The sequence below is a fragment of the Streptomyces sp. NPDC046303 genome, from assembly GCF_055588085.1.
Window position 1 is genome coordinate 50,852 of record NZ_JBVJFA010000022.1, and the last position, 13,788, is coordinate 64,639.

The following is a 13,788-nucleotide window of genomic DNA, read 5'->3' on the forward strand; positions in this document are numbered from 1 at the left end:
CGTCCCGGCAGGCGCTCGCGGCGGGCTCGAATGTGGTGTGCAAGCCCCCGGCGCGACCCGCTAGGATGCTGTTCGTGCCGCGGTCCCCGGGACCTGTGCGGCGCGCGCGTTGCGGGCGTAGCTCAATGGTAGAGCACTAGTCTTCCAAACTAGCTACGCGGGTTCGATTCCCGTCGCCCGCTCTGAGCACCAGGGCCAGGCCGGAGGGCGTTTCCTCCGCCTGGCCCTGAGTCTTTTCCCGGGCCGTCCCCCAGGTCCGGCCAACGGGCCCTGGTGGACGGCGGGTTGGCTCCGTGGCGGCGGAGCGCCTAGAGCTTGATGTTCGCGATCATCGTCGCGAGGGAGTTGAGGAAACGGTTCACGTCGTCCGCGATCGAGCTGGACGCCAGGAAGAACCCGAACAGGGCCGCGACGATCGCGGGGCCCGCCTTGATGTGGTTGCCGCGGATCAGCACCACCAGGATGACCCCCAACAGAACCACCACTGACAGCGAAATGGCCACAACTGATCACACCTTCGGTCGTCCCCTGGTCGGCCCGGGGCGTGCGGCCGCGCACACCCACATGGACCATCCTCCCACCAACGGGCCCCGCCTATCCGTCCCGTGACGAATCGCCATGGTTCCGCTTGTGCCGGTCTTCCGGGGGGCGGGGCTGGGTGAGGCCGAGGAGCGAGCGGACATACGCGTACTTCGCGGACAGCCGCTCCCGTGTGGGGCCGTCCAGTACGGAGAGGCGCGCGGGGTCGGCGTTGTGCGCGAGGTCGGCCTCCTTGACCAGCAGGGCGCCCGGAGTGGCGAGGATCCGGGCCGCGTACTGCTCGACCGGTTCGCCGGGCCGCTTGGTGACGGCGAGGACCATGTCCTTCACGGACTGGGGCAGGGCGGCGGAATCCAGCCAGGTGAGGCTCAGCGCCTCGTCCTCGATGGCGTCGTGGAGCCAGGCCGCCGCCTGCTGTTCGCAGGAGCCGCCGCGCAGGCGGACGCCTTCGGCGACGGCCGCGAGGTGCTCGGCGTACGGCCGGCCGGCCTTGTCGGTCTGGCCCTCGTGCGCGGCGCGGGCCAGGGCCTCGACCTCGATGAGGGTCAGGGGGCTGCTCGTCATGCGATCTCCCTTGCCGCTGTCCGCAGGGCCCGCGCGGCCCGGTCCACATCCGCCTGCGTGGTACGCCAGTTGGAGAACGCGGCGCGCAGGGCGGGGGTTCCCCGGTAGACGGTCGGGGTGACGAACACCTCGGCGGCGGCCGCCTCGCGCAGGGCGGTCAGGCGGGCCGGGGTGGGGTCGGCGGCGAGGGTGAAGCAGACGACGTTGAGGCGGACCGGGGCGAGCAGGGTGAAGGCGGGGTCCCCGGAGAGCCGCTCGCCCAGCGCGCGGGCGCAGGCGATGTCGCGTTCGACGATCTCCCGGTGGCCCTGGCGGCCGTACGCGCGCAGCGTGAACCAGGCGGCGAGGGCGCGCAGCCGGTGGGAGTTCTCCGGGGTGAGGTGGACCAGGTCGGGGTGGTCGCCGAGGGGGCCGAGGTAGGCGGCGGAGTTTCGGAAGACGCGGGCCTGCAGGTCGGGCCGGCGGGTGAACTGGACGGCGCTGTCGTAGGGGACGTTGAGCCATTTGTGCAGGTCGACGCAGAGGGAGTCGGAGGCGTCGAGTCCGGCGGCGAGGTGGGCGTGGTCCGGGGAGAGGGCGGCGAAGGCGCCGAAGGCGGCGTCGGTGTGCAGCCAGAAGTCGTGGCGTTCCTTGAGTGCGGCAACGGCCCGGAGGTCGTCGAAGTCGACGGTGTTGACGGTGCCGGCGTTGGCGACGACGACGGCGGGGCCCGGGGTGTCGGCCAGGGCCCGGTCCAGGGCGGCCGGGTCCACGGCCTCGCGGCCGGGAAGGGTGGGGACCGGGACGAGGCCGGCCCGTCCCAGGCCGAGGACGGACAGGGCCTTGGCGATGGAGGAGTGGGGGGCGCCGGAGAGCACGCGGACGGCGCCGAGTGCGGCGACGCCGTCCTCGGCCGGGGCGACGCCGAGGCGTTCGCCGAGCCATTCGCGGGCGATGGCGAGACCGGTGGTGTTGGACATGGTGGCGCCGCTGACGAAGGTGCCGCTGTGGGCGTCGGAGAGGTGGAACAGCGCGCGGAGCCAGCCGACGGTTTCGCGTTCGAGGTCCTGGCCGGCGCCGTCGAGGGCGGAGTTGGAGTTCTGGTCGTGGGCGGCGGTGAGCCAGTCCCCGGCGAGGGCGGCGGGGGTGGCGCCGCCGGTGACGAAGCCGAGGTAGCGGGGGCCGGCCGAGGCGGACAGCCGCGGCTCCCAGCGTTCCCGGAAGGCGGCGAGGGCGGCTTCGGCGCCCGCACCGTGTTCCGGGAGCGGCTCGGGCGCGTCGTCGGGCTTCACGGCGGGCGGTACGACGGGACGCGCGTCGAGGGCTGCGAGGGCGTCGGCGGCGGCGCGGCGGGTGGCGTCGAGGAGGACGGGGAGCCGGGCGAGGTCGGCGGCGAGCGTACGGTCCATGGGGGCACGGTAGGCGCCGCCGGTGCGGCGGGGGCGGGCCAATCCGGGGCGAGTGGCCCGCCCCCGCCGGCTGCCGCTTGCCGGCTGCCGGCTGCCGCCTGCCGGGCCGGCGGCCGCTGCCGGGTCAGGGCGAGCGGCGGATGAGGAGCAGGGCGCGGTCGTCGTTGACGTCCTTGGCGACCTTTTCGATGAGGTGCCACGCGGCGCCCTCCCAGCCGGCGGCGACGTAGCGGTCGGCCTCGCCCGTGAGCCGGTCGATGCCCTCGCTGATCTCGCGGTCGGCCGTCTCGACCAGGCCGTCCGTGAAGAGCATCAGGACGTCGCCGCGGCGCAGGTTCCCGCGGGCGGGGGTGAACTCGGCGCCGTCGTAGACGCCGAGCAGCGGGCCCTCGCCGCTCTTCTCCTGCCAGCGTCCGGTGCCCGCGGAGAGCTGGAGGGCGGGGAGGTGGCCGGCGGAGAGGAGTTCGTAGTCGCCGGTCTCCAGGTCCAGGACGAGGTGGATGGAGGTGGCGAAGCCCTCGTCCCAGTCCTGGCGGAGCAGGTAGCCGTTGGCGGCGGGCAGGAAGCCGTGCGGCGGCAGCGCTCCGAGCAGGCCGCCGAAGGCGCCGGAGAGCAGCAGGGCCCGGGAGCCCGCTTCCATGCCCTTGCCGGAGACGTCGGTCAGGACGATCTCCAGGGTCCGGCCGCCGTTGGTGCGGGCGGCGACGACGAAGTCGCCGGAGAAGGACTGTCCGCCGGCCGGGCGCAGGGCCATCTCGCGGTGCCAGCCGCGGGGCAGCGCGGGCAGCTTGCTCTGGACCCGGATCCGTTCGCGGAGGTCGAAGAGCATGGTGCCGCCGCGCCGCCAGGGCACGCCGACGCGGCTGCGGAACTGGGCGATGACCAGTCCGAAGAAGCCGCAGGCCGCGACGACCAGGACGGTGCCGGGGGTGACTCGCGCCGGTCCCTGTGTGTAGGGGCCGAGTACGAGGGCCTCGACGATCAGTGCGCCCGCTGAGGCGGCGTACAGGGCGAGGAGGCTGGCGGGGCGCAGCAGCAGGCCGCCGGCCACGATCGGCAGGACGAGCGCCGAGGGCGAGAACCAGACGGGCAGCATGATCGTCCCGCAGGCGATGGCGGGGATGGTGAGGAGCAGTCCGGCGAAGGCGAGCCAATCGGAGGCGTCCCCGCGGAAGTAGTCGACGGCGGATTTGCGCAGGGAGGTGCGGGCCCGGTGCGACAGCATGCGCATCCGGGCCATGAGCGTTTCCACACGTGCTCCGGCCATTGCTTCGGGACCCTATCCATCCCGGCTGTGGCTGCGCAGGGGTACCCCTCGTCCTGGGGTCGCACGGCACCCGAAAACTCTTCGACGGGGATCGAACGCCCTTGATAGGGATGGCCTTATGGCACTTGAGATGCGCGTGTTGCAGCGGGATGAGTGGGACGTCTGGTTCGATCAGCTGGAACTGGCGTTCGGCGGGGTGTCCGAGTCCGCGCAGGGCCGGGAGCTCTACCGGTCCTTGACCGAACCCGAACGCTCGCTCGGCGTCTGGGACGGCGAGGACTGCGTCGGCTCGGCCTCCGCGTTCAGCTTCCGCGTCTCGGTGCCGGGCGGGGCGCTGGTGCCCGCGGCCGGGGTCACGATGGTGGGCGTGTCCCCCACGCACCGGCGGCGCGGGGTGCTCCGCTCGATGATGCGGCGCCTGCTGGACGACGTACGGGCGGCCGGTGAGCCGCTCGCCGTGCTGACGGCCTCGGATCCGGCGATCTACGGCCGTTTCGGCTACGGCACGGCGACGTACTGCCTGGACCTGGAGATCGACACGACCCGGGTACGGCTCTCCGTGCCGCCGGGGACGGACGGGGTGCGGGTGCGGCGCGTCGACGCGGAGAAGTCGCTGGCCGACTGCGAGCGGGTGTACGCGGAGCTGGTCGCCCGGCGGCCCGGCGTGCCGGCCCGGCAGCCCGGCTGGGAGCGGTATCAGCTCCTGGATCCGCCGGAGGACCGGGGCGGCGCTTCGCCGCTGCAGTGCGTGGTGGCCGAGGGACCGGACGGTGAGGTGGCCGGCTACGTCCGCTACCGGGTCAGGCCCGAGTGGGAGTACTCCGGCTCGAAGGGCACGGTCGAGGTCGTGGCCCTCGACGCGCTCGATCCGGCGGCGACGGCGGCGCTGTGGCGCTACCTGTTCGGGATCGACCTGACCTGGACGGTGCGGGCTGCCAAGCGGCCGGTGGACGATCCGGTGCTGCACCTGGTCAGTGACGTCCGGCGGTCGAAGCCGGGCCTGCGCGACTCGCTGCACGTACGGCTGGTGGACGTGGCGGCGGCGCTCGGGGCGCGGACGTACGGGGCCGCGGTGGACGTGGTGCTGGAGGTCGAGGACGCGTTCTGCCCGTGGAACGCGGGCCGGTGGCGCCTGGTGGCCGACGGGGCGGGCTCCGCCTCCTGCACGCGGACCGGGGAGCCGGCGGACCTGGCGCTGTCGGTCCGGGACCTGGGCTCGGCGTACCTGGGCGGGATCGCGCTGACCTCGCTGGCGGCGGCCGGGCGGGTGCGCGAGCTGCGCCCGGGCACCCTGGCCCGGGCCTCGCGCGCCTTCGCCGGGGATGTGGCGCCCTGGCTGCCGCACGGCTTCTGACGGCGCGCGGGCGTGCGTGCGGGCGCGCGGGCGTGCGGCGGACTAGCGCTGCTGGCAGCCGGGGCACCAGAAGAGGTTGCGGGCGGCGAGGTCGGCGGTGCGGATCTCGCCCCCGCAGATGTGGCAGGGCAGATGGGCCCTCCGGTAGACGTACACCTCACCGCCGTGGTCGTCCACGCGCGGCGGCCGGCCCATCGCCTCGGGCAGGTGCTCGTCGCGGACCGTGTCGATCCGGTTGTTCCGTACGCCTTCGCGCATCAGCGCGGCCAGGTCGGCCCACAGGGCGTCCCACTCGGCTCGGGTGAGGTCCTTGCCCAGCCGGTACGGGTCGATGCCGTGCCGGAAGAGGACCTCGGCCCGGTAGACGTTGCCCACGCCCGCGACGACCTTCTGGTCCATGAGCAGGGCGGCGACGGTGGTGCGGGAGCGTGAGATCCGCTTCCAGGCCCGGTCGGGGTCGTCGTCCGGGCGCAGCGGGTCGGGGCCGAGCCGGTCGTGTATCGCCTTCTTCTCGCCCTCGCCGATCAGCGCGCAGGCGGTGGGCCCGCGCAGGTCGGCGTAGTGCTCCGCGTTCCTCAGCCGCAGCCGGACCGTGTCGGTCGCGGGCGGCGCCGGGGCGGGGCCGAAGCCGAGCTTGCCGAAGAGGCCGAGGTGGATGTGGATCCAGGCGTCGCCGAGCTCCAGGAAGAGGTGCTTGCCGTGCGCCTCGGCGCTCTCCAGCTCGCGCCCGTCGAGCAGGGCGGCGCTCTCCGCGAAGCGGCCCTGGGGGCTGCTGACCCGGACCGGGCGGGCGGCGAACCGCTCGGTGTGGTCCTGGGCGAGGCGGTGGATCGTATGCCCCTCGGGCACGGCGGAACTCCTCGGCAAAGAGAAACCGGCCGTGCCGCCCCCGCACGGGAGCGGCACGGCCGGAAGCGGAATCAGCCCTGGGGGTGGTGGGCCGGGATCGGGGGCAGCTCGCCGGTCTGCTCGTACGCGGAGAGCATCTCGATGCGGCGCGTGTGGCGCTCCTCGTCGGAGTACGGGGTCGCGAGGAAGGCCTCGATGAAGCTGACGGCCTCGTCCTGGGAGTGCATGCGGCCGCCGACGGAGATCACGTTGGCGTTGTTGTGCTCACGGCCGAGCTTCGCGGTCTCCACGCTCCAGGCGAGGATGGCGCGGACGCCCTTGACCTTGTTCGCGGCGATCTGCTCTCCGTTGCCGGAGCCGCCGATCACGATGCCGAGGCTGTCGGCGTCCGCGGCGGTCTTCTCCGCGGCGCGCAGGCAGAACGGCGGGTAGTCGTCCACCGCGTCGTAGATGTGGGGCCCACAGTCGACGGGCTCGTGGCCGTTGTTCTTGAGCCAGTCCACCAGGTGGTTCTTGAGCTCAAAGCCGGCATGGTCGGATCCGAGGTACACGCGCATGGGTCGAGTGTGGCACGAGGGGGCCCGGCAGCCCGCAACGGGGTGTCGCGTAAGTCACTTCTAAAGCTCAAGTAAACCCAAAGAACGCAGATGGGACGGGTCGGGACCAAGGTCCCGGACGTTCGTCCCTGCGCAACGATCCGGATTGGGGTCTTCCGCCCTGCGTTCATCTCAGGTTTGAATGCCGGGGCTCGCAACCCGAGAACCTAAGGATCCGTCCATGAGCTCCACGACGACCCTTCAGAAGGAAGGCAACCCCACCGGAAACCCCGGTGACGGTCAGCCCTCCGACGGTCTGAAGGCCGGTCTCAAGAACCGCCACCTGTCCATGATCGCCATCGGCGGTGTCATCGGCGCCGGTCTCTTCGTCGGCTCCGGTGGCGGCATCGCCAAGGCCGGCCCCGCCATCCTGATCTCCTACGCGCTCGTCGGCGCGATGGTCGTCTTCGTGATGCGGATGCTCGGCGAGATGGCCGCCGCCAGCCCGAACTCGGGCTCTTTCTCCGCTTACGCCGACCGCGCGCTCGGCCGCTGGGCCGGCTTCTCGATCGGCTGGCTGTACTGGTTCTTCTGGGTCGTCGTGCTCGCCGTGGAAGCCACCGCCGGTGCCGCCATCCTGGAGAACTGGATCCCGGCCGTCCCGCAGTGGGCCTGGGCACTGATCGTGATGGCGGTGCTGACCGTCACGAACCTCGGCTCGGTCGCCTCCTACGGTGAGTTCGAGTTCTGGTTCGCGGGCATCAAGGTCGTCGCCATCGGCGCGTTCGTCGTCGTCGGCATGCTGGCCGTCTTCGGCCTGCTGCCGGGCTCGGACAACCCGGGTGCGGGCTTCGCGCACCTGACCGACACCGGAGGCTTCTTCCCCAACGGGTACGGCGCCGTCCTGACCGGTGTGCTGATGGTCGTCTTCTCCTTCATGGGCAGCGAGATCGTCACCCTCGCCGCCGGCGAGTCGGAGAACCCCCGCAAGGCGGTCACCCAGGCCACCAACTCCGTCATCTGGCGGATCGGCGTCTTCTACCTGGGCTCGATCTTCATCGTGCTGACGCTGCTCCCGTGGAACGACAAGTCGATCACCGAGAAGGGCTCGTACGTCGCCGCCCTGGACTCGATCGGCATCGCGCACGCCGGCACGATCATGGAGGTCATCGTCCTGACCGCCGTGCTGTCCTGCCTGAACTCGGGCCTCTACACCGCCTCCCGCATGGCCTTCTCGCTCGGTGAGCGCGGCGACGCCCCGAAGGCGTTCGCCAAGGTCAACGCCAAGGGCGTGCCGGTCGCCGCGATCCTGGGCTCCACGGTCTTCGGTTTCGTCGCCGTCTACTTCAACTACGCCTTCAAGGACACGGTCTTCAACTTCCTGCTGAACTCCTCGGGTGCCATCGCGCTCTTCGTCTGGCTGGTGATCTGCTTCACCCAGCTGAAGATGCGCGGGATCCTGGTCCGCGAGGCCCCGGAGAAGCTGACCGTCAAGATGTGGCTCTTCCCGTGGCTGACCTGGGCCACCGCCGCACTGATCATGTTCGTGATCGGCTACATGTTCGTGGACGACGCGAACCGCGAGGTGGTCACCCTGTCCACCCTGGTCGCCGGCCTCGTCGTGGCCGTCGGCGTGGTGCTGGACTTCCGCCGCAAGCGGGCCGCGCTGCAGGGCTGAGCCCTTCCGCGTACGCACGACAGAGCCCGGCCCGCCGTCACCAGCGGGCCGGGCTCCGGCGTAGCAGGGGCTCAGCCGCGGCGGCCGGCCAGCTTCCACGCGGCCGGCAGGGCGCCCATCGCGAGGGCGGCCTTGAGCGCGTCGCCGAGCAGGAACGGGGTCAGGCCCGCGGCGACGGCGGCGCTCAGGGACATGCCGGTGGCGGCCATCAGGTAGGGCACGCCCACGGCGTAGATCACCGCGGAGCCGAGCACCATCGTGCCCGCCGTCCGCAGGACCGAGCGGTCGGCGCCGCGCTGCGCGAGGGCGCCGGCCACGGTGGCGGCGAGCAGCATGCCCAGTACGTAGCCGAAGGAGGCGCCGCTCGCTCCGGAGGTGCCGTTCGCGAACCAGGGCATCCCGGCCGCGCCGAGGACGGCGTACAGCGCCAGGGCCAGGAACCCGCGGCGGGCGCCGAAGGCGGTGCCGACGAGCAGCGCCGCGAAGGTCTGGCCCGTGACGGGAACCGGGGAGCCGGGCACGGGGACGGCTATCTGCGCGGCCACTCCGGTGAGCGCGGCTCCGCCGACGACGAGCGCGATGTCGCGGACGCGGCTCGCGGGCAGCAGATCGGCGAGGACGGCGCCGGGCCGGAAGGAGACGGAGGCGGTGCTCATGGAGGGCTCCGGAAGGTCGGGGTGACAGGACGATCACCGACGTTAGTCCGCGGCCCGCGGCGCCCCCACCGCCACCCGGCACAAAGGCATACTCCTCGGTTTCGTGGAGACCGCACAAAGACCCTGACCCACACCCGTGTTCGCGTGATCCGCGTCACGGGGAAGATCCGACAACACTTCCGTTTTGCACACCAGGCCGCCGCTCAGTGAGACTGTAGGGTCCCGCCAATCCGGATGCGGAGCCCTACCGCCGCTGGGCCGAACGAGAGTACGAGCACCCCTCATGCGCGACCGCTTGCCCGAAGCTCCTCCGATGACGGGCGACCTGCCCGCGGAACCCCTCAGCCACAGCCTCAAGCAGCGCCACCTGACCATGCTGGGCCTCGGCGGCGTCATCGGCGCCGGGCTCTTCGTCGGATCCGGCGCCGGGATCGGCATCGCCGGACCGGCGATCATCTGCTCCTACCTGCTCGCGGGCGTGCTCGCGATGCTGGTGATGCGGGCGCTCGGCGAGATGTCCGCGGCGATGCCCGCCTCCGGCTCCTTCTCGGTCTACGCGGAGAAGGCCCTGGGCCGCTGGGCCGGCTTCTCGGCGGGCTGGCTGTACTGGTTCCTGCTGGTCGTGGTGCTCGCGGTCGAGGCCACCGGCGCGGCGAAGATCGCCAACGGCTGGGTGCCCTCGATCGACCAGTGGGTCTGGGTGCTGCTCTTCATGGTGGTCTTCACCGTGAGCAACCTGGCCGCCGTACGGAACTTCGGCGAGTTCGAGTTCTGGTTCGCCGCCCTGAAGGTCGGCGCGATCGTGCTGTTCCTGATCCTGGGCACCCTCGCGGTCTTCGGCCTGCTCCCCGACACCGACCCGGTGGGCATGGCCAACCTGACCGGCCAGGGCGGCTTCTTCCCGGCCGGCATGGGCGGGGTCGTCGCGGGCATGCTCGCGGTCGTCTTCGCCTTCGGCGGCCTGGAGGTCGTCACGATCGCGGCCGCAGAATCGGACGACCCGGCCCGTTCCGTGTCCCGTGCGGTGCGCAGCGCGGTGTGGCGCATCCTCTTCTTCTACGTCGGCTCGATGCTGGTCATCGTGACGCTGCTGCCGTGGGACTCGCTGGAGCCGGGCCAGAGCCCGTACGTGGCCGTCCTCGACTCCATCGGCATCCCGGCGGCCGGCCAGATCATGGACATCGTGATCTTCGTGGCGCTGCTGTCGGCGCTGAACGCCAACCTGTACGGGTCCTCGCGCATGGTGTTCTCGCTGGCCGAGCGGGGCGAGGCGCCGAAGGCGCTGCTGAAGGTCTCGGGCGGCGGGGTGCCGCGGCGCGCGGTGTTCGCCTCGGTGGCCTTCGGTTTCGTTTCGGTGGTGCTGAACCTGCTGTGGCCGGACACGATCTTCCTCTACATGCTCAACGCGGTCGGCGCGGTGCTGCTGTTCGTGTGGGTGCTGATCGCGGTCTCGCAGCTGAGGCTGCGCCGGATCATCGAGCGGGACATGCCGGAGCGGCTGACCCTGCCGATGTGGTTCTTCCCGTACGCCACGTGGGCGGCGCTGCTGGGCATGGCGGCGGTGCTCGTCCTGATGCTCTTCGACGACTCGGCCCGGCCGCAGCTGCTGTGGTCCAGCGGGGCCGCCGCCGCCGTGCTGGTGGTGGCGTGGGTGCGGGAGGTCCGGGCCGATCGGCCCTGACACTCCGTGACCTGTGCGTCAGGGCCCGGGACTCAGGTCCCGGGCCCTGCCCGTTCCGCGGGCGGACGATCACGTCCCGTGAGGCAACCGTCCGGATGACGGACACCAAGAGTCCGATTATCGGACGGTCGGCAGACTGCCTCCCATGAGCCAGAGCACCACCGCACCCCCCGCGCAGCAGGCCCCGCCGCAGGCGGACGCCGGATCACCCCTCGGCAACGGACTGAAGCAGCGCCACCTCTCGATGATCGCCCTCGGCGGCGTCATCGGCGCCGGACTCTTCGTCGGATCCGGCGCGGGCATCGCCGCCGCGGGCCCCTCGATCGTGCTCGCGTACGCCGCGTCCGGGATCCTGGTGATGTTCGTGATGCGGATGCTCGGCGAGATGTCCGCCGCGCACCCCGCCTCCGGCTCCTTCTCCGTCCACGCCGAGCGGGCCATCGGCCCCTGGGCCGGATTCACCGCCGGCTGGATGTTCTGGACGCTGCTGTGCGTGGGCGTGGCCATCGAGGCCATCGGCGCGGCGCACATCATGACCGGCTGGTTCCCGGGCACCCCCTCCTGGATGTGGGTGCTGGTGTTCATGGCGGTCTTCTGCGGGTCCAACCTGGCCGCCGTCTCGAACTTCGGCGAGTTCGAGTTCTGGTTCGCCGCCCTCAAGATCGGCGCCATCGGGCTGTTCCTGGGCCTGGGCGTGCTGGCCGTCCTGGGCGTGCTGCCCGGCACGGACTCCCCCGGCGCCGCCAACCTGCTGCACGACGGCGGCTTCCTGCCCAACGGGGTGGAAGGGCTGCTGGTCGGCCTGCTGGCCTCGGTCGTCGCGTACGGCGGGCTGGAGACGGTGACCATCGCGGCCGCCGAGTCCGAGAACCCGGTCGAGGGCGTGGCCAAGGCCGTGAAGACGACCATGTGGCGGATCGCGATCGTCTACGTCGGCTCCATGCTGGTGATCGTGACCCTGCTGCCGTGGAACGACCCGGCGGTCACGGCGGACGGCCCGTACGCCGCGACCCTGGACCACCTGGGCATCCCGGCCGCCGGCCAGATCATGAACGTGGTCATCCTGATCGCCCTGCTGTCGGCGATGAACGCGAACATCTACGGCTCCTCGCGCATGGCGTACTCCCTCGTGGCCCGCGGCCAGGGCCCGAAGGCGCTGGGCAAGGTCGCCGGACGCGTGCCGCGCCGCGCGGTGCTCGCCTCGTCCGGCTTCGGCTTCGTCACCGTGCTGCTGTCGTACTGGTACCCGGACACCCTGTTCGCCTGGCTGCTGAACATGGTCGGCGGGGTCATCCTCATCGTCTGGGGCTTCATCGCCGTCTCGCAGTTCGTGCTGCGCCGCCGGCTGGAGCGGGAGGCGCCGGGGAAGCTCGTCGTGCGGATGTGGGGGTTCCCGTACCTGACCTGGGTGGCCCTGGCGGGCGTGGCCGGGGTGCTGGTCCTGATGGCCATGGGTGAGGACACCCGGGTCCAGGTGATCTTCACCGGTGGCCTGACCGCCGCCCTCGCGGCGACCGGCTGGGTGCTCCAGAAGCGGGCCGCCGCCCGCGCCTGACGGTCCGACGGCCATCCGAGGCGGGCCCCGTGCACCGGCACGGGGCCCGCCTTTTCCGTGCGCCCCGCACTCAGGTAACCCTTACGTGTGAGCTGGAATAGATACTGCTAGCGTGCAGTTGCGCATTGATTGCAATAAGCAGTTGGCACGCTGAGGGGACCGGATAACACGCATGGCCATCTACACGCTTCCTGAGCTTCCGTACGACTACGCGGCGCTGGAGCCGGTGATCAACCCGCAGATCATCGAGCTGCACCACGACAAGCACCACGCGGCCTATGTGACGGGCGCCAACAACACGCTGGAGCAGCTGGCGGAGGCGCGCGACAAGGAGAACTGGGGCGCCCTCAACGGCCTCGAGAAGAACCTCGCGTTCCACCTCTCCGGCCACATCCTGCACAGCATCTACTGGCACAACATGGCCAGCCCGAAGACCGGTGAGGGCGGCGGCGAGCCCACCGCGGCCGACGGCCTGGGCGACCTGGCCGACGCGATCACCGAATCCTTCGGCTCCTTCGCGAAGTTCAAGAAGCAGCTGACCTTCGCCTCCTCCGCCACCCAGGGCTCCGGCTGGGGCGTCCTCGCGTACGAGCCCGTCAGCGGCCGCCTGGTCGTCGAGCAGGTCTACGACCACCAGGGCAACGTGGGCGTGGCCAGCACCCCGATCCTGGTCTTCGACGCCTGGGAGCACGCCTTCTACCTGCAGTACAAGAACCAGAAGGTGGACTTCATCGAGGCGATGTGGAACGTCGTCAACTGGCAGGACGTGTCCAAGCGCTACGCCGACGCCAAGGCGAACACCCCGCTGCTGATCCCCACCAAGGGCTGATCGCACCTCCGAGCCCGTCCGCCTCGTGATCGTCTTCTCACCCTTCACCGGCGGGCGTGTCCAGCGGAAGACCCCCGTGAGAACGTGACTCACGGGGGTCTTCTGTGTGCGCGGGTACGGGCCTACTCGAAGACGGGGCCCTGGGTGCGGGTGCGCTTGATCTCGAAGAAGCCCGGGGTGGAGGCGACGAGCAGGGTGCCGTCCCACAGCCGGGCCGCGGCCTCGCCGCGCGGGGCCGGGGTGACGACCGGGCCGAAGAACGCCACGTCCCGGCCGTCGGCGCCGGGCACCGAGATCACCGGGGTGCCGACCTCCTGGCCGACCCGGTCGATGCCGTCGTTGTGCGAGGCGCGCAGCACCTCGTCGTACTCGTCGGAGTCGGCGTACGCGAGCAGCTCGGCCGGCAGGCCGAGGGCGGCCAGCGCCTCGGCGATCACCTCGCGGGTCGCGCCCTTGTCCTCGTTGTGGATGCGGGTGCCGAGCTCGGTGTACAGCTTGCCGGTGATCTCGTCGCCGAACTTCTGCTGGGCCGCGACGACCACGCGCACCGGCGCCCAGCCCTTGGGGCCGAGCAGCTCGCGGTAGCGCTCGGGCAGTTCGTCGAGCTTGTTCTCGTTCAGGACGGCCAGGCTCATCACGTGCCAGCGGACCTCGACGTCGCGGACCTTCTCGACCTCCAGCATCCAGCGGGAGGTCATCCAGGCCCAGGGGCAGAGCGGGTCGAACCAGAAGTCGACCGGGGTCTTCTCGCGCGCCTGGGTGTCGGTCATGTCTCTCCTCGGATCGCTCACGGCGTCGTTCACGGTGTCCCCCTCCCCAACCGGCACGCGTTCGCACGCATTCCCCCCATGGGAGGATTCGATCGAAGGAACCCGACCACGCACGAAGGAG

At 71.4% G+C, this 13,788-nt stretch carries 13 protein-coding genes and 1 tRNA gene; 6 read left to right on the forward strand and 8 right to left on the reverse strand.

The window, feature by feature from the left end:
• The first annotated feature begins 111 nt into the window (after nt 1–111).
• Nucleotides 112–182 (forward strand) — tRNA-Gly (locus ACZ6I1_RS23010).
• A 126-nt stretch (nt 183–308) separates the two neighbouring features.
• On the opposite strand, the gene ACZ6I1_RS23015 is transcribed toward ACZ6I1_RS23010, so the two are convergent.
• The 4 genes from ACZ6I1_RS23015 to ACZ6I1_RS23030 form a co-directional block, all read right to left on the reverse strand.
• Entirely contained in the window at nt 309–503 is a 195-nt protein-coding gene (locus ACZ6I1_RS23015) for a hypothetical protein (protein WP_031145493.1), read from the reverse strand.
• A 91-nt stretch (nt 504–594) separates the two neighbouring features.
• Nucleotides 595–1,104, reverse strand: a complete 510-nt coding sequence (locus ACZ6I1_RS23020) for an HD domain-containing protein (RefSeq protein WP_469289973.1) — start codon at nt 1,102–1,104, stop codon at nt 595–597.
• Complete coding sequence (locus tag ACZ6I1_RS23025) at nt 1,101–2,492, reverse strand: pyridoxal phosphate-dependent decarboxylase family protein (RefSeq protein WP_469289975.1); 1,392 nt, start codon at nt 2,490–2,492, stop codon at nt 1,101–1,103. Before ACZ6I1_RS23025 ends, ACZ6I1_RS23020 begins: the two co-directional genes overlap by 4 nt.
• A 124-nt stretch (nt 2,493–2,616) precedes the next feature.
• Nucleotides 2,617–3,759 (reverse strand): SpoIIE family protein phosphatase, encoded by a 1,143-nt coding sequence (locus ACZ6I1_RS23030; protein WP_469289977.1) that lies wholly within the window; start codon nt 3,757–3,759, stop codon nt 2,617–2,619.
• 118 nt (nt 3,760–3,877) lie between these two features.
• Between ACZ6I1_RS23030 and ACZ6I1_RS23035 the strand changes: the two genes are divergently transcribed.
• Complete coding sequence (locus ACZ6I1_RS23035; protein WP_469289979.1) at nt 3,878–5,113, forward strand: GNAT family N-acetyltransferase; 1,236 nt, start codon at nt 3,878–3,880, stop codon at nt 5,111–5,113.
• A gap of 42 nt (nt 5,114–5,155) precedes the next feature.
• Here the strand turns inward: ACZ6I1_RS23035 and ACZ6I1_RS23040 are convergent, their stop codons facing one another.
• Nucleotides 5,156–5,962: an Fpg/Nei family DNA glycosylase gene (locus ACZ6I1_RS23040; RefSeq protein WP_469289981.1), complete on the reverse strand. Its 807-nt coding sequence runs from the start codon at nt 5,960–5,962 to the stop codon at nt 5,156–5,158.
• 71 nt (nt 5,963–6,033) lie between these two features.
• Nucleotides 6,034–6,519, reverse strand: a complete 486-nt coding sequence (locus ACZ6I1_RS23045; RefSeq protein WP_469289983.1) for a ribose-5-phosphate isomerase — start codon at nt 6,517–6,519, stop codon at nt 6,034–6,036.
• Nucleotides 6,520–6,739: 220 nt separating this feature from the next.
• On the opposite strand from ACZ6I1_RS23045, the gene ACZ6I1_RS23050 reads away from it, so the two are divergent.
• Nucleotides 6,740–8,176, forward strand: coding sequence for an amino acid permease (locus tag ACZ6I1_RS23050; protein WP_469289984.1), 1,437 nt, complete (start codon nt 6,740–6,742; stop codon nt 8,174–8,176).
• 71 nt (nt 8,177–8,247) lie between these two features.
• On the opposite strand, the gene ACZ6I1_RS23055 is transcribed toward ACZ6I1_RS23050, so the two are convergent.
• Nucleotides 8,248–8,832, reverse strand: coding sequence for a biotin transporter BioY (locus ACZ6I1_RS23055; protein WP_469289985.1), 585 nt, complete (start codon nt 8,830–8,832; stop codon nt 8,248–8,250).
• Between the two features lie 283 nt (nt 8,833–9,115).
• Here ACZ6I1_RS23055 and ACZ6I1_RS23060 point away from each other — a divergent pair, with 283 nt between their 5' ends.
• The 3 genes from ACZ6I1_RS23060 (at nt 9,116) to ACZ6I1_RS23070 (ending at nt 12,897) form a co-directional block, all read left to right on the forward strand.
• Complete coding sequence (locus ACZ6I1_RS23060) at nt 9,116–10,513, forward strand: amino acid permease (protein ID WP_469289987.1); 1,398 nt, start codon at nt 9,116–9,118, stop codon at nt 10,511–10,513.
• A gap of 145 nt (nt 10,514–10,658) precedes the next feature.
• Entirely contained in the window at nt 10,659–12,068 is a 1,410-nt protein-coding gene (locus ACZ6I1_RS23065; protein WP_469289989.1) for an amino acid permease, read from the forward strand.
• Between the two features lie 172 nt (nt 12,069–12,240).
• Entirely contained in the window at nt 12,241–12,897 is a 657-nt protein-coding gene (locus tag ACZ6I1_RS23070; protein ID WP_469289991.1) for a superoxide dismutase, read from the forward strand.
• Between the two features lie 122 nt (nt 12,898–13,019).
• Here ACZ6I1_RS23070 and ACZ6I1_RS23075 read toward each other — a convergent pair whose 3' ends face one another.
• Complete coding sequence (locus tag ACZ6I1_RS23075; protein WP_469289992.1) at nt 13,020–13,667, reverse strand: mycothiol-dependent nitroreductase Rv2466c family protein; 648 nt, start codon at nt 13,665–13,667, stop codon at nt 13,020–13,022.
• Nucleotides 13,668–13,788: the final 121 nt, after the last annotated feature.